The sequence below is a fragment of the Alphaproteobacteria bacterium genome (genome assembly GCA_016870095.1).
In the GTDB taxonomy this organism is placed as follows: domain Bacteria; phylum Pseudomonadota; class Alphaproteobacteria; order Paracaedibacterales; family VGCI01; genus VGCI01.
In genome coordinates this window covers 276,410-292,212 of the sequence record VGCI01000002.1, presented here as the reverse complement: position 1 = coordinate 292,212, position 15,803 = coordinate 276,410, and the positions used below count along the sequence as shown (strand labels likewise).

14 protein-coding genes and 2 pseudogenes are annotated in these 15,803 nt (G+C 41.8%); 5 read left to right on the top strand and 11 right to left on the bottom strand.

The annotated features are described in order from the left end of the window. Positions 1–6 precede the first annotated feature (6 nt). Positions 7–240 (top strand): annotated as a pseudogene (locus tag FJX03_02860) (phosphatidic acid phosphatase). A 29-nt stretch (positions 241–269) separates the two neighbouring features. On the opposite strand, the pseudogene FJX03_02855 reads toward FJX03_02860, so the two are convergent. Next, a pseudogene (locus FJX03_02855) lies at positions 270–719 on the bottom strand (hypothetical protein). 422 nt (positions 720–1,141) lie between these two features. On the opposite strand from FJX03_02855, the gene FJX03_02850 reads away from it, so the two are divergent. Continuing rightward, complete coding sequence (locus tag FJX03_02850) at positions 1,142–3,073, top strand: hypothetical protein (protein MBM3632634.1); 1,932 nt, start codon at positions 1,142–1,144, stop codon at positions 3,071–3,073. A gap of 14 nt (positions 3,074–3,087) precedes the next feature. Here FJX03_02850 and FJX03_02845 read toward each other — a convergent pair whose 3' ends face one another. The 3 genes from FJX03_02845 to FJX03_02835 are packed head-to-tail and all read right to left on the bottom strand — an operon-like array spanning position 3,088 to position 5,586. After that, a complete protein-coding gene (locus FJX03_02845; protein ID MBM3632633.1) occupies positions 3,088–4,236 on the bottom strand; it encodes a coproporphyrinogen III oxidase in 1,149 nt (382 codons plus the stop codon). Further along, complete coding sequence (gene rdgB / locus FJX03_02840) at positions 4,229–4,840, bottom strand: RdgB/HAM1 family non-canonical purine NTP pyrophosphatase (GenBank protein ID MBM3632632.1); 612 nt, start codon at positions 4,838–4,840, stop codon at positions 4,229–4,231. Before rdgB ends, FJX03_02845 begins: the two co-directional genes overlap by 8 nt. 26 nt (positions 4,841–4,866) lie before the next feature. Continuing rightward, positions 4,867–5,586, bottom strand: a complete 720-nt coding sequence (locus FJX03_02835; GenBank protein MBM3632631.1) for a ribonuclease PH — start codon at positions 5,584–5,586, stop codon at positions 4,867–4,869. A 72-nt stretch (positions 5,587–5,658) separates the two neighbouring features. On the opposite strand from FJX03_02835, the gene hrcA reads away from it, so the two are divergent. Next, the gene (gene hrcA, locus FJX03_02830) at positions 5,659–6,702 is read left to right on the top strand and encodes a heat-inducible transcriptional repressor HrcA (protein MBM3632630.1); all 1,044 of its coding nucleotides are present in this window, start codon (positions 5,659–5,661) and stop codon (positions 6,700–6,702) included. A gap of 42 nt (positions 6,703–6,744) precedes the next feature. On the opposite strand, the gene FJX03_02825 is transcribed toward hrcA, so the two are convergent. The 3 genes from FJX03_02825 to FJX03_02815 form a co-directional block, all read right to left on the bottom strand. Continuing rightward, positions 6,745–7,188 carry an RpiB/LacA/LacB family sugar-phosphate isomerase gene (locus FJX03_02825; GenBank protein ID MBM3632629.1) on the bottom strand — a complete coding sequence of 148 codons (444 nt, stop codon included), beginning with the start codon at positions 7,186–7,188 and terminating at the stop codon, positions 6,745–6,747. A gap of 201 nt (positions 7,189–7,389) precedes the next feature. After that, positions 7,390–7,650, bottom strand: coding sequence for a glycine zipper 2TM domain-containing protein (locus FJX03_02820; GenBank protein MBM3632628.1), 261 nt, complete (start codon positions 7,648–7,650; stop codon positions 7,390–7,392). Between the two features lie 61 nt (positions 7,651–7,711). After that, entirely contained in the window at positions 7,712–7,972 is a 261-nt protein-coding gene (locus tag FJX03_02815; GenBank protein ID MBM3632627.1) for a hypothetical protein, read from the bottom strand. 59 nt (positions 7,973–8,031) lie between these two features. Here FJX03_02815 and FJX03_02810 point away from each other — a divergent pair, with 59 nt between their 5' ends. Together FJX03_02810 and FJX03_02805 are read left to right on the top strand one after the other, a co-directional pair. Continuing rightward, on the top strand, positions 8,032–9,804 hold the full coding sequence (locus FJX03_02810) for a class I poly(R)-hydroxyalkanoic acid synthase (GenBank protein ID MBM3632626.1): 1,773 nt from the start codon (positions 8,032–8,034) through the stop codon (positions 9,802–9,804). A gap of 123 nt (positions 9,805–9,927) precedes the next feature. Then, a complete protein-coding gene (locus FJX03_02805) occupies positions 9,928–10,797 on the top strand; it encodes a DUF2608 domain-containing protein (protein ID MBM3632625.1) in 870 nt (289 codons plus the stop codon). On the opposite strand, the gene FJX03_02800 is transcribed toward FJX03_02805, so the two are convergent. The 4 genes from FJX03_02800 to FJX03_02785 all read right to left on the bottom strand — a co-directional run bounded on the left by FJX03_02800 (position 10,794) and on the right by FJX03_02785 (position 15,803). Continuing rightward, the gene (locus FJX03_02800; protein MBM3632624.1) at positions 10,794–12,146 is read right to left on the bottom strand and encodes an AarF/ABC1/UbiB kinase family protein; all 1,353 of its coding nucleotides are present in this window, start codon (positions 12,144–12,146) and stop codon (positions 10,794–10,796) included. The two genes, FJX03_02805 and FJX03_02800, sit on opposite strands and share 4 nt — an antisense overlap. A gap of 85 nt (positions 12,147–12,231) precedes the next feature. Then, positions 12,232–13,437, bottom strand: coding sequence for a hypothetical protein (locus FJX03_02795; GenBank protein MBM3632623.1), 1,206 nt, complete (start codon positions 13,435–13,437; stop codon positions 12,232–12,234). Next, on the bottom strand, positions 13,437–14,138 hold the full coding sequence (locus FJX03_02790; GenBank protein ID MBM3632622.1) for a hypothetical protein: 702 nt from the start codon (positions 14,136–14,138) through the stop codon (positions 13,437–13,439). Before FJX03_02790 ends, FJX03_02795 begins: the two co-directional genes overlap by 1 nt. 12 nt (positions 14,139–14,150) lie before the next feature. Then, positions 14,151–15,803: a type II and III secretion system protein family protein gene (locus FJX03_02785; GenBank protein ID MBM3632621.1), complete on the bottom strand. Its 1,653-nt coding sequence runs from the start codon at positions 15,801–15,803 to the stop codon at positions 14,151–14,153.

Here is a 15,803-nt window from a genome sequence, read left to right as displayed (position 1 = left end):
AGCGGTATGGGGATGAACAGCGGTATGGGAATGAACAGCGGTATGGGAATGAACAGCGGTATGGGAATGAACAGCGGTATGGGAATGAACAGCGGTATGGGAATGAACAGCGGTATGGGAATGAACAGCGGCATGGGAATGAATAGCGGCATGGGAATGAATAGCGGCATGGGAATGAATAGCGGCATGGGTATGGGCAGCGGCATGGGTATGGGCAGCGGCACGGGTATGGGCAGTGGCACAGGCATGGGCAGGGGTGTGAGCAATAGTCAGCGTAAAGAAGAGAAAAAAGCCATAAAGGCCCAGAAGAAAGCCGATAAGAAAGAATTAAAAGAAAAGAAGAAGGCCGATAAGCAAGAAATGAAAACTGCGAAGAAAGAGCAGAAAACCCAGAAGAAAGCCGATAAGAAAGAACAAAAAGAACAGAAGAAGGCTGATAAGCAGGAAAAGAAAACTGCGAAGAAAGACCAGAAAACTCAGAAGAAAGCCGATAAGAAAGAACAAAAAGAACAGAAGAAGGCTGATAAGCAGGAAAAGAAAACTGCGAAGAAAGACCAGAAAACTCAGAATAAGGCAGATAAGAAAGAACAAAAAGAACAGAAGAAGGCTGATAAGCAGGAAAAGAAAACTGCGAAGAAAGACCAGAAGACTCAGAAGAAAGCCGATAAGAAAGAACAAAAAGAACAGAAGAAGGCTGATAAGCAGGAAAAGAAAACTGCGAAGAAAGACCAGAAAACTCAGAAGAAGGCCGATAAGCAGGAAAAGAAAACTGCGAAAAAAGAACAGAAGACTCAGAAGAAAGCTGATAAGAAAGATATAAAAGAAAAGAAGAAGGCTGATAAAAAGGAAACGAAAGCTGCGAAGAAAGAACAAAAAGCTCAAAAGAAAGCCGCTGCACCTAAGAAAGCGCCTCCGCCCAAAAAAGCGCCTCCGCCTAAGAAAGCCGCTGCACCTAAGAAAGGTCCAGCACCTAAGAAAAAGTAAGTGAGAAAATAAAGAATGTTAATTTCTCCTAATAGATAATCCCTCTTATATGGTTACTTATAAAAGAGCTCAATATTTAAAATTCACAAATCATTAATTTATTTTGAATAAGATTTAAATTAAGACCAGGCGTTTGATAAAGAGGGGTTAGATTTTAATGAGATTTTATCTTCAATATGTTCCCATTTCTCTGCTTTTAGCCTCCTCTCCTTTCATCGTATTGGGTGTGAACGAGCCCATTACTGAGCCTGCTAATATTACGCCTGCAGGTGTTGTAGATGCGAGCTCACCGGCAGGAGAAGATGCGGCTCAAACTCCCTCTTCAGAAATTTCGGATGGGGAGGCGGTTTCTTCACTCAGTGATAGCACGCCCCCTGCTGATATGATCCCGTCTTCCGTACTTGAAGAAACTGCGGTATTAAGCTCAGATAAAGAGATCCCACCAGCTGATATGATTCCCCCATCTAAACTTGAGAAAACCGTTTCTTCTGGCCTTGATAGCGAGGCGCCACCTGCCGATATGGTTCCACCGTCTGAACTTGACGAAACGGTGTCTTCTAGTCTTGATAAAGGGACTCCACCAGCTGATATGATTCCCCCACCTGAACTTGAGAAAACCGTTTCTTCTGGCCTTAATAGGGGGGCACCACCTGCCGATATGGTTCCACCGTCCGAGCTTGAGAAAACGGTGTCTTCTAGTCTTGATACAGAGGAGGCCCCCCCAGTTGATATGATTCCCCCCTCAGAGCTTGCGGAAGGTGCATCAGTTCCAGCTGAAGAAAGTATTCCCCCTGTACCTGAAGATAGCGAGGCACCTTCCTCTGACAATGATTTTGCACAAACGGATACGGCGAGTATGTCAGATAATAAAGCAAACAAAGTGCCCCCTGTTATGTCTGCAGTGTCTCAAACGCCTGCTCCCAACACACCAGCAGTCCAATATGAACCTCAAAATCCAATTATATCAAGTTTTGCGACTGTGGCAGAAAGTCTATTGAATCAGAAGGCTGCAAGAGATAATTACGTTTATCAGCTTGCAAGACAACAAGCTGAGCAGAAAGCCCTGCAACAAAATTATGCGACCGCCAGAGCGGCAGATCAAGTGCGACTAAATCAGCAAGTCCAACTGGCACAACAGGATCAATATTTCCGGCAAAACCAATTAGCTCAAAATGCCCAACGTGCTCTGCAAAATCAGTTAGTTCAACAATCTTTTCATATGCAACAACAAGCACGTATGAATAATCAATATCCATATCCATACCCATCTCCCGTTCCTTATCCTGCTCAAGCGCCTTATAATCAAAATTACCTTGCTGAAGAAGCGGCTGCAAATGCGCGGTTTCAGGCTGAGGTAGCTTTGCGAGAGAGAAATCGCCAGAAGCAATTGTACTTAAAGAATGCTTCTAGGCCTGCAGACGGAACGCAGAGTTACTCGTCAGCAGGGCAGGTTACTCAAATGCAAACAAGCCAAGATATTCAAAGTAGGGCGAATGAGAGCGAACTTAAAGAGATTCCAGCAAAAGAGAATCGTGTAGATAATAAATCAAATATTTTTGTCCAGGCAAAAGAAACTCCTCTTGAGGAGACTTCAGAAGAAGAAATTGAAAAGCAGATAGCTGAAGCGAAATTTAAATTGGAGGCTATTAAGGTCAAAAAGACGCCGTCTGCAACAGAACGAGATGTTAAAGATAAGCCTTCAGTCGATGACAAAGCAAATACGGAAGTATTGCCCAAAACAGAAAAGCAGGCTGAGAAGAAATCAGAATCAAATGAAGAATTTAAAAAACCTGCCTTGAAGGAGAAACCAAGTGATACAAGTTCTTCAGAGAAAAAGCCTTCATTATCTATAATGAAATTTTTTGATAAGTCAGTTCAAAAACCATCTAAAAAGATCACAACTTTAGGGGAAAGGGAAATTCTTAAGGAAAAAGAAGCTCTTAATTTTGATGAGCATGGAAATCCACATATGGAAGATAGTGAAAATTTGGAAAACCCTCAAAATAAAGAAAATACTCCCCCATCATCAGCCAAAAAGCAGGTAAAATTAGATGAAAAAATAGGTTCTCCCGCTGAACAAAAATCTTAGGTTTAATTATGCCCTTAATTGGGTGACAGCAACGCTCTTAATACAGCATTTAAGCACTGAAGACCTTTGGGTGTAGCTAGAAGTGCAGTGCTTGTCTTGACCAAATATCCTTCATTTGTAAGTATATTTAAAGATTTGGAGTTGATAATACTCTCTTCAAGGTCTGGAAAATCAACAAGGCGAATGCCAGATGTGAGACGTAAGCCCATCATTAAAGCTTCGGTATTTTGTTCTTTGGGTGAAAGATCAATCGATTCTTCTTCCCCTGACCCCTCTTTAACGGCTTTCATCCACGTTTCAGGGGCTTTATATTGTTTGGTGGCGACTTTGCCTGAGGGGAGCGTTAAGCGACCATGAGCACCGGGCCCTACGCCTGCGTAATCTTCGTAGCGCCAGTAGCTTAAGTTGTGGCGTGATTCAGCACCCAACCGCGCGTGATTTGAAATCTCGTAAGCCGGTAATCCAGCGGCTTCCATGGAATTTTGTGTTAATTCAAAAAAATCTGCAGCTAAATCCTCATCTGGAATTTTAAGGTCTCCTCTCTCATAGAGAGGAGCAAAAGCGGTTCCAGGCTCAATGGTGAGTTGATAAAGAGATAAATGCTCTGTTCCAAAAGATAAGGCGAGCTGAAGCTCTTGTTGCCATGCTTCTAATGTCTGGTGGGGCCTCGCATAAATAAGATCAAAAGAGACACGGCGAAATATATCTAAAGCTATTTGAATTGCGGTAAGAGCTTCGTCAACACTATGATGTCGTCCCAATTGCTTTAGATCGGGGTCATTTAAAGCTTGTACGCCGATGGATATACGATTGATTCCTGCATTTTTTAAATCATGGAAGCGATTCACTTCCACAGAATTAGGGTTGGCCTCAAGAGTGATTTCGATATTGGGACTTGCCGTCCAGTGATTCAGCGCACGCTTGATCAAAGCTTCAACAGTTTTGGGGCGCATGAGAGAAGGGGTTCCCCCACCAAAAAAAATGCTTGTAAGGGTTCTTGGGCCTATGCGTTTGGCTGTTTGATCAAGCTCCTTCAAGAGGGCTTCCTCCCAGGAATTCTCATCTATAGATGCTCTAACATGGCTATTAAAATCGCAGTATGGACATTTTGATAAACAAAAAGGCCAGTGTATATAAAGAGCTAAATTTTGATTTTTAAGCATGAGGTGTGAAGCATGCATGTATCATTTTCTGAATGGCTATGGCTCGGTGTGAAATGCGTTGTTTCAGTTCAGGTGCCATTTCTGCGTACGTGATAGAATGTCCTTCAGGAATAAAAATGGGGTCATAACCAAACCCTTTTTTACCGCGGGGAGGAAAGGTGAGATGACCGTAGACTTTTCCTTCAAGAGTTACGTCAGAGCCATCGGGCCAAACCAAGCTCAGCGCACACACAAAATGGGCAGACAGATCACTTTTATCTGTCAAATCTTGATTGATACGATTAATGGCATAAGAAAAATCACGTGTTCCATCTGGTAATTGTGCCCAACGACCAGAATAGATACCAGGCTGTCCTTCAAGGGCAGTAACTGCGAGGCCTGAATCGTCAGCCAAACAGGGTAAGCCTGTGACATTCATCCCTGCTTGTGCTTTGAGAAGAGCATTTTCCATAAATGTTGAACCTGTTTCTTCTGGTTCCTCTAAATTCAAAGCGGCAGAGGAAGTTGTGATAATTTGAAGGGGGCCCAAAAGGTCTGCAATTTCCCGAATTTTACCAGAATTATGACTGGCAATAAGCAACTTAGGTTCTTGAAATAAACGCATATCGGTATCCTTAGTTTTTCTATAGATCACTCGATTTTTAAAGCTTGTTTCTGCAACTTAACAAGTTCTGTGATGCCCTCGCGAGCCAATTTCAACATATGCCCAAAGGCTTCGTCTCCAAAGGAATTCTTTTCGGCTGTAGCTTGAATTTCAACAAGATTGCCTGATCCTGTGATTACAAAATTAGCGTCAACCTCTGCGTTTGAGTCTTCTTGATAATCAAGATCGAGAAGAGGCTCATCTTTGACTATTCCGCAAGAAATGGCAGCAACTTGATCAATAATTGGCATTTTTGCTAATGTTTTATTCTTAACCAATTTTTCCAGTGCTTGGTGCATGGCTACGTAGGCACCCGTAATACTGGCGGTACGGGTTCCTCCATCGGCTTGAATAACATCACAGTCGATTCGAATTTGTCGTTCTCCCAATAGACTTAAATCAACAACGGCACGTAAGGATCTCCCAATTAACCGTTGGATTTCTTGGGTCCGTCCCGATTGCTTGCCTTTGGAAGCTTCTCTGTCTACACGTTGATGAGTTGCCCGCGGGAGCATGCCATACTCAGCTGTAATCCAACCGGAGCCGGTATTTCGTAAAAAAGGGGGAACTTTTTCCTCTATTGTTGCTGTACAAATCACGTGTGTATCGCCAAATTTAACAAAACAAGACCCTTCAGCATACTTTGCGTAACTTGGGCCTAAGAAAACACTTCTTAATTCATTCGTTTTTCTTTTATTATTGCGCATATGGATTTCTTCTCTCCCTTGACGATTTGTTGTTTTTTTACTACATGTTAAAGACGAATGAAAGGCTAAAACATGTCATTGACAGTTGCAGAACTAAATAAACGCTCGATAGATATTTTTCGTGAACTTGTCGATGCGTACGTGGAAACGGGGGAACCTGTTGGATCTCGTAAACTTTCCCGTCGTCTGAAAACAACTTTATCCCCCGCAACAATCCGCAACGTGATGGCGGATTTAGAGGAGGCGGGGCTTTTATACGCACCCCATACCTCTGCAGGACGTTTGCCGACAGAAGCAGGTTTGCGCTTTTTTGTCCATGGTTTGTTGGAAGTAGGAGATCTTTCAGAAGGAGATCGATCCTACATTGAGCAACGCTGCACGAACGCAGGACGAAAAGTTGATGATGTCTTAGAAGAAGCAACTTCGATGCTGTCGGGCTTATCCAAATGTGCTGGCTTAGTTCTCGCGCCAAAGACTGAATCCCCTCTTAAACACGTTGAATTTTTAAGTTTAAGTGCTGGTCGGGCTATTTTGGTTATGATTACAGAAGATGGGGTTGTTGAGAATCGTTTGATTGAGGTTCCCATTGGGGTTCCTCCAACCATATTAATTGAAGCTTCAAACTATTTAAATAATCGGCTAGCGGGTCGTACATTAACAGATGCAAAACGCGTCATTTTTGAAGAATTAAAGCAACATAAGGCCCATTTAGATACCTTGACTGCAAAAGTGGTGGAAACCGGTATTGGGGTTTGGAGTGAAGGAGATCAAGGTGGTTCTTTAATTGTAAAGGGCCAAAGTAACCTCCTCACAAACGTAAATGTCGTTGAAGACCTAGATCATATAAGGGATTTATTTGCGGTTCTGGATACCAAAGAAACGCTTATTCAATTGTTAGATGCCTCGATACAAGCCGAAGGGGTACAGATTTTTATTGGGGCTGAGAATAGCCTTTTTAGTCTTTCGGGATGTTCGTTAGTTGTGGCGCCTTATAAAAACTCTCGACAACATATTCTGGGTGCAATTGGTGTTGTGGGGCCCACTCGAATGAATTACGGAAAAATAATTCCCCTTGTCGATTACACCTCAAAATTGGTGGGCCAACTGCTTGGTTAACTATTTGATTTTTATAAAAATTTCTATTTAAAATTCAAAATGTCAACTATGATTACTGTCAATTGCTTTTAACTCAGAAACACCCTTTATCCCGATTGTGTGATCATAATCCTGAAACCAAGCTGTTAAAATTTCTTTTGCAATATCTTGGCTGAGAAGTCGATTTGATAGGGCCAATACGTTAGCATGGTTCCAAATGCGCGCACCACGAGTCGTTTCAGCATCTGTGCACAGAGCAGCTCTAATTCCCGAGATTTTGTTGGCAGCTATCGAAATACCCGTTCCCGTCCAGCAGAAGAAGATTCCATCGGTACATATCCCATTTTTTATGGCCTGTGCCGCTTCATGGGCCGCCTTTACCCAAGATTCATCACGTTGAGACTTGAGGGCCCCAAAAGGAATGGGCTCATGACCATTAGCTTTCAACCAATCCATTACGAAGGCATGGACAGGGTAAATTTCATCCGTTGTTATTGCTATTTTCATTCCCAAAACCCTCTTTCCGTCTCTCTCAAAAATGCATAGCAAACCTTAGCTTATTTTCAAAGTTATTTTAATGATTTGGCTTCAGAAAAGTCTCGTAGGGAAAGGGAGGCGGAGAAACAAATAAAGCTTTCTAAGCCATTGGAATTTTTAGTCCCAATGGCTTAGAAGATGTTTTTAGACTATAAATGTTAAGCCTTAGGCTTAATAACGGCCATGGCGATGATTATCATCCATGCTCTTGCCAATTTGGTTGCCAGCGAAACCACCCGCTAAACCACCAATACCAGCCCCCAAAAGAGCCCCGCTGCCACCTCCCATACTGGACCCTATAAGTCCACCAGCAAGTGCGCCTCCGCCGGCACCGAGTAAGGTACCATTATATTGATTTGTGCCTTGAGGGGTTGAGCATGCTGATAATAAGAGACAAGCAGCACAACTAATGGCAACAAAATTTTTTTTCATAATACACTCCTATAAAATTTCTATTCCTACCTTTATAAAACTAGGGTGATCGGATTGAAAATCAAGGGGTGGTTTGCGGAATTGTTAATTTCTTTTCAGATTTTAAGATTTCTGTTTGTTTTTGAGAAGCTTCTTCAATTTCGCGGCGAAGACGTTTTTGTTGAAGGCTAATGTCTTCAAAGGGCGGAATTGAGTCTCGATTGGGTATATTGCCTAAGAGGGGGAATTGTCCTTGGGGCGCTTCATAGGCTTCCTCTGATACGGGATCTGTTGTGCAAGCTGATAAAAGGAACGTTACACCTATTCCGAGTATTTTATACATTTTATTAATCTTTTACCATTACGTTAGACATATACAACCCTACTTTAGAGCATTCAACCATGGCGAAGCAACCAAAGGAATTTGAAACCCTACCGTCTCCGGGGAGTTCTTATGGAACTTCAGGGAAATGGAAGGATAAGTGGAAAAAAATTGCATCAGAAAATCATAAGTTAATGGCTCAATACATGAAAGTAGCAGATATTCCTTCGGCCCCTTGGGTAGATGAGGGGCTTTTTAAGCCCCAGGAAGTAATAAATACGTTCTCGCAAACCTTAAAAAAACTGTCGGATCAAGCGACGAATGAAGAGGAAATCCCCGAAAAGGGATTGGTAGATGTTCAAGATTTTCTACAATCTACTTTGAATCATTTTCAAAAAAAGACCATAAAAACTAACCTGAATTCTCAAATAACCCAGGATCAAAAAGGAGCATGGGATGATCATCCATTTTTCCATTTGCTTCATCAATCTTATATTTTGAATGTGCGCTTTTTAAAAGATGTAGCAAGTCGAATAGACGGTCTTGATCCGCTTATAAGTAAAAAATTAGGACTTTATACGCGCCATCTGGCTGATGCTCTCTCTTTGACAACTCATTCTTCGTCAAATGTGGCAAATTTGGAAGGGGCATTAACCTCCTCGAGTCCAAGATCAAAAAGCCCGAAAATTAAAGTTGCAAGGGGCCCTAAGAAGGGGTTTGAATTGGGTGAAAATTTAGGTTTGACACCGGGAAAAGTTGTCTTTCAAAATGATCTATTTCAACTTATACAATATGAACCCAAAACAACAAAAGTTGCTCAACAGCCTTTGTTGATAGTGCCACCCTGGATCAATAAATATTATATATTTGATTTAAGTGCCGAAAATTCCTTTATAAAGTGGGCCGTTGAGTCTGGCCTTACGGTATTCATAATGTCTTGGGTTAACCCGGACGAACGTCAAAAAAATAAAACCCTAACGGATTATGTCTTAAATGGGGTCAACGCAGCGCTTGATGAAGTGTGTCAAATCACTGCAGAAGAGAAAGTTAATACGCTGGCATATTGTTCTGGAGGCACGTTGCTTATGGTATTAATGGCCTACTTGAAGGCCAAAAAAGATACGCGCATCGCCTCTGCAACATTTCTAGCAACTCCCTTTGATTACAGCAAAATTGATGAATTGGGGATTTATCGATATGATCGTCAGCAAAAGAAATTAGAAGAATATGTTGCCACCAAAGGGTATTTAGAAGGTCAATATATGGTCCAGGCGTTTAATTTGCTGCGGACCAATGATTTAATATGGTCATCAGATGTAAATCACTACCTATTGGGTCATGAACCCTTTCCTTTTGACATGCTTTATTGGACATGTGATGCTTTGCGAATGCCGGTTAAGATGCACAGCACCTATTTGCGAGATTTTCTCATTGAAAATCGATTGATTGTTCGGGGAGGACTCTCTATAGAAGATACACCATTACAGCTGCAACAAGTATCATCTCCCTTATTTATTGTGGCGGCTTATGAAGATCATATTGCTCCTTGGCAATCAGTCTATGCACTAACTCAAGTGACCAAATCTTCCGCACAAAAATTTATTTTGGTAGGAGCGGGTCACCTAAAAGGAATTTTCAATCCCCCAGAGCTTAATAAACATCATTTCTGGAAAGGTGATTCGTTATCCATGGAAGCCGACGAGTGGCTAAAAGAGGCAACCTATCAGGCTGGATCTTGGTGGAATGAATGGCGACAATGGTTAGTTCCTTTTGAGGGTAGGAAGGTTTCTGCGCGAATAATTCACAAGAAGCATGTCATTGAAGATGCTCCAGGAGCTTATGCGCGGACATAGACATATTGTGAAGGGAGGCAGGAGCACCCTTTTGAAACCTATCTCATTTTTTAAAATAAAAATTAACCCGTCATTCCAATTTTGTGATAAAATAGAGGGTAAAAATTCAACATCGGGTTGAACATGCTCTCGACATTATTTGGAATCATTATGATGGTATGTATTTTATCATCGTCAACTCAAGCACAAATTTTTTCTATTAAAGTTATGAAAGAGGTTCAAGCCAAAGTTGAGCAAGTTTTAAAGGTGCACAAGCCTGAGGATGTTTGGGTTGCTTTTGATATTGATATGACATTAATTCAATCAGAGCATCCAGCTACCTATTATCCAGTTTTAAAAAAATATAAGGATGTTTATAAAAGAATTCTGGGAAAGTTATCGCCTCTCCAAATCGATCTTATGCACACCCTTCTTGTTCTAACAACACCCCAAAAACTGGTGGAAGCAGATACGCCACACCGTATTAAAAATCTTCAAAAAAAGGGTGTGGGAACTATTGCCTTTACGGCTGTTTTAACCGGAAAATTACCGGGATATAAGAATAAGGTACTTGTCCTGCGTAAAGATCATTTACAAAAAATAGGACTCGACTTTGCCAAGAAACGGACACAATTTCCTCCTTGTGTGCCTTTTATGGATTTCCCTCACTATGGAGGATACTTCCCGCTTTTATACAACGGAATTTTATCCTCAAATGGAGAGCGTAATGTGACAAAAGGAGAAACTTTTGTTGCATTTTTAAAGCACATGGGCCCTTCCCATTTGATAAAAGTAGGTAAATGTCGGTATCCTAAAGTGGTTATATTGGTGGATGATCGTAAGAAAAATCTTGAAGATGTGGGAAGATCCTTGAAGGCGTATGATTCATCGATTCAATTTATTGGCCTTGAGTATCAAGCGGCTTATGATTATGCTCCTACAGATATCTCAAAAGAGGACTTTCAAAAATTTTGGGAAGGACTTGCTGAAAAAGCAAAAGCTGTCAATTTCTAAGTCCGATAATTTCCAGAACTCTTAATATTTAGGGCTAATTTTTGACGACGTTCAACTTGGTCAATATCAAAGTTTTCAATCAATCCTTCAAAAAGCTGGTGCCAATTTTGTTCGGCTTTTAAGCGCATAATAACAGATCCAATTCCCACAGCAGCTCTATCCATAAAGACAAACTCCTTAGGCGGCCGGATGCCACCCAGGCGTTCCAATTCTGCATGGACTTTGGTTGCCGTTTCCCAGCCTAAACTGCCGTCCAAAATGTCTTGAATGGGTCGTACACGATCATCAAGAAGGGGGCTATAGAGCAGGCGTGCCCATTGCGTAATGATATCGATCATTTCCTTGTTTAAATTTTTGAAGCCCCAAGCCTCGTAGGCCTTAACGGCTAAGTCCTGATTCTCTTGTTGGAGAGCTCTATAGAGGTCAATGACACCTTGAATAAAAGGGGGAGGGAAAATACGCACACACCCAAAATCAAGAATATTCAAATGATTGTTTTCTCGTACTGTGTAATTTCCAGGATGAGGGTCTCCATGAATAACTCCAAAATGATAAAAAGGGTAATACCAAGCCATGAATAGTTGACGACTTAAGATATTGCGCTCTTCTTCGGGTGCTTCTGTTTTGGTTAAAAGTGATTGTCCGTCCATCCAGGAGAGGGTCAGTAATCTTTTGGTAGATAGATCATTGGAAACGGTGGGAATATGGACAGCGTATGTGTCCTCTTTGCCTTGAAAAATATGTTGATAGATTGCAATATTTTGAGCTTCATTTTGGTAATCAAGTTCTTCAGCGAGACGTAAAGCAATTTCTTCTTGGACTTCTGTTGTGTCGAGTGCGGAACTCCAATTCTCGTATAGGGATAGGACTAACTTGAGTTGGGCAAGATCAGCTTGAATAATTGAGGCCATAGCGGGATATTGGAGTTTACAAGCCAAATTATTGCCCATAGTATCTTTGGCGCGATGCACTTGACCAAGTGAAGCTGCCGCGATGGCTTGTTGTGAGAATTCTAAGAAGCGATTTTGCCAATCGGCTCCGAGTTCCCGAACCATGCGTCGGCGCACAAAGGCCCACCCCATAGGAGGTGCGTTCATTTGCAAAGATAAGAACATTTCGGCATATTCAGGCGGTAGAGCACCTGGGACGGTTGCGAGAAATTGACCAACCTTCATCAAGGGGCCTTTTAAGTTTCCCAGGACGCTTGTTAACCCTTGAGCATGGGAAGCTTGATCAATTTCAATACCAAATAATTTTTGCCCAACCAATCGAGCCGCCAATCCCCCTACAGCAGAGGAAACTTGGCTATATCGTTTTAAACGGGCGCTTAAGGAGTCTTCATCATTCATGAAGGGAATGGTAGCAAGTGCGCACTAAACACACAAGAGACTCGCACGATGGGGTCTCTTTTAATCAAGGGAGTGTGTTTTTGCTTTACCGTCCTGTGAGACTTTTGGCAATTTTTGTAAGAAAGGGAGCTTGATTCTTTCGAATGCTCGATCCAGTAATGACTTCCACAATTTTATTGATATCTGTTCTGAACCCTTGACTTTTGGTTGCTAAAGGTACGCCTAAATCAGCGGCTCCAGAAGCTCCAGAGTTATAGGCAACTTCAATGTCAATTTTTTGACCCAGCAACTCTTCAAATCGTTCACGTTTAATGGTTTGCTTTTCATGCGTATGGCTAAGGATAATAGAATGCGTTTTAGTGTCTTTTTCTTCGGCTAAAACACTCGATATCCTTAACGTGTCTCTGAGAGAAGTAATATTTAAACCCGTTACGAAAAACACCATATTTGCATGTCGATTAAAATAGCGCCATAAAACGGGATGGTGGCGAGATAAATCAATAACAATATAATGAAATTTAGATGTAATAAGTTCCATAAGGTGGTCAAGATTTGCGAGACGTTCTTGATCTAGTTCAAGATACTCGTTTAAAGATTCTTCTGAACTAATGACACGTAAGCGGTCTCCATATTCACCCATGGATTGCTCAAGAAACACATCATCAATACGATCAGGGCTTTCAAGGGCATCATGAAGCGCGTGAGATGCAGGCAAATCAAGAAGAGTTCTTACATTTCCAAATTGGAAATCGCCATCAATCAAAACAACTTTTTTGCCAACTTCTGAAGCAATCATAACAGCTGTATTTGTTGCTAAGGTAGTTGTACCAATTCCCCCAACAGTTCCTAAAAAGAGAATGACTTTACCTGCACGTTTTTTCCGTGTGAGAGATTCATTCGTATCAAGTTTTAAGGCAACACTGAGAGAGCGGGAAATAATTTCTGCGCTTGCAGGTTTAACTAAATAGTCCGAGATATTTAATTTCATCAAATCTCGAAAGATACTGACTTCATTTCTATCTCCTAAAATAATGACATTTGTGTCTGGCGGACAAAATTCCATCAGTTTTTCTACATCGGAAATAAGCAAGTCACTTTTGCTACAATCGACACATAAAACCTTACACCGGGCAGATGACTTGGTATATTCAATAGCGTGGGTCAAGTCCCCGGGGAATATTTTATATTGAATATCTCCGAGTCTTGAAATGGCTTCAGCTACCGCGGACCCCGTTCCTTCATCTTGCGTAAAGCAAGCAACGTCGAAACTATCGAAATCTATTTTTGTCATTATTGACCTCCACCACTAGCGGAACCAGAAGAGCCACCAGCTCCTTCAGATTTTTCAACTTTTAGCCACTTACCTTTATCCTTGCCAGCTCGATGATCTGCTATCGCGAGGGAATCTCGAGCCGCGTCACGACTTACGCTTTGTTCGCCTTTGAAGAGAATAATGGGATCATCTAACATTAACAAGAAATTGGCAGCAGTTGCACAGCCAAAATTCCCGGTCTGACCTCTGCTATAACCGGATCCATATTGGGTCGACCAGTTAGGACAAAGGGGAGGAATAGCGTGATAGGTATCTAGGACAATCTCAATTGAGTTCCCGCTCGCTTTCGATAATTTGTCATTTTTGTGAATTTGTTTTGCTTTTACACCTGATTCTAACAACGTACGAATAAGATTTTTTAAGCGCTGCTTATCTAGACGTGATCCCTTATTGGGAATTGTAACATGAGTTGACATTTTTCCAGGGCCTGAAGGTTTTATGGCCGCTAGGAGGCGGACCCTCTCTGGTTCAGAAAGTTTGCTGTTACGGCCGTGAAAATGGACGGTATATAACTTCGTGTCATGCTTCAAGATATAAGGTTTTTCGGGCATAGGGATTTCTTGTTTATTGGGGACTTCACACCCCTCTAAACTTAAAAGCATCAAAAGAGCTATACTTACTTTGCTCATTTTCAGGTTCGGATTTCTTGTTTTCATCATATTATCTCACTTTTAAAAGTAAAAACCTGCGTTGCCAATCAAGGATGGGCAAGGTGCCGCACCTGTCGCTTCATTTATGTGCTTGTATAAAATCATTTCCAACAGTTTAGCAAACTTTAAGCCTTGTGTCGGGAGAATGACATCTTCTGGATTGTCGATAGGTTCTACAATGTAAGGCGTAACAATGATCACTAATTCCGTTTTTTCATTTTGATAATCGACGGAACGGAATAACGCGCCCAAAATTGGAATATCTGCCAAACCAGGGAGATTGTTGATGGTGCCAGCAGTTTGGTCGGTTAGAAGCCCCGCCATAATCATGCTTTGTCCATTAGCCATTTCCATCGTGCTTTCGGCGCGACGCGTTTGAATGGAAGGAATTTTATTTCCATTTTGATCCGTAATTGTGACGGTATTGTCAAGTCCGCTCACCTCTGGACGAACACGAAGACTGATCATATCTCCAATGACAACGGGGACGAAAGAAAGACTAATACCATAAGGTTTAAATTGAATTGTTACTGTCAAATTTTGTCCATATCCTTGAGAAATTGGGTAAGGATATTCACCGCCAACAAGGAAACTTGCTTCTTCTCCCGAACGTGTCACCAAGGTTGGTTCTGCTAGAACTGTAGCTAAGCTTTCTTGAGCAAGGGCATCAATTAAAGCGGAAAAATTTGTTTTTCCAAAATTTGATTTGAAGTTGGCGCCAATACTGCTTTTTTGCGGTGTTGTTGAAGAGGGGAAAAAGTTTACGGGTAAACCTGTAGCGGCGCTAATAACGGTGCTGGGGCGGCCCGTAAACAACCCGAACTTGAAGTTTTGTATGGGTGCTGTTGACCAGTTAATTCCCAATTGATTCACGACATTTCGCTTAACTTCAGCAATTTTTACTTTTAAGCTAATTTGCGTTGAACCTTTGACTTTAAGTTGATTAACAACCGTACCTTGTGTCCCAACATAACGTTGTGCAAGAGAGCGAATATCTTCAGCTTGTTTTGCAGACTCAACTGAGCCTTGAAGGAGCAGCCCGTCGGGTACAGAATGAACTTTTATTTTGTTGTTAGGAACAAATCCATGAATCAAATTTTCTAACTCGCGATAGTCAGAAACAACTTGGACTTCGTAACGATAGGCTGTTTGCATATCTTGTCCCGTGACAACAATTTCTGTATTGCCGGGAGAACGACCATAAACATATAACGTTGAGGGGGTTACCAGTTGGACGTCTGCTATTTTTGGATCTGTCAACAAGACCTGTCCCCCTGCTTGTTTTAAATTAATAACTTGTGTTCCATGATTGGCTAATTTGATGCGTTTTGTTGTGGCTACACCAACGTCTTTCACTGGGACGGGGGGAATACCTTTTGGTGGCGCATCAACAATAAGATTCTTAGCTTCTGAGGGAACCGGTGCTGTTGAGGCGGGAGCAGCAGCGGGTGTAGCCGGTGCATCTCCAGATTTTGCTCCTTTTGCAGGAGCTGCAGTCGATGCTGGCTTATTTTCCGATTTGGATGAAGCGGCGGGAGCCTCCTCTTTTGCAGGATATTGCGAGTTTGAGGGAAGATTTTGCCCGGCATACGTTGCGACTACCAGTAGGGAAGCGAAAATGCCTCCTTTTGTGAATAATTTCAAGTTAAATAGATTTTTTCTCATGTTTATCAT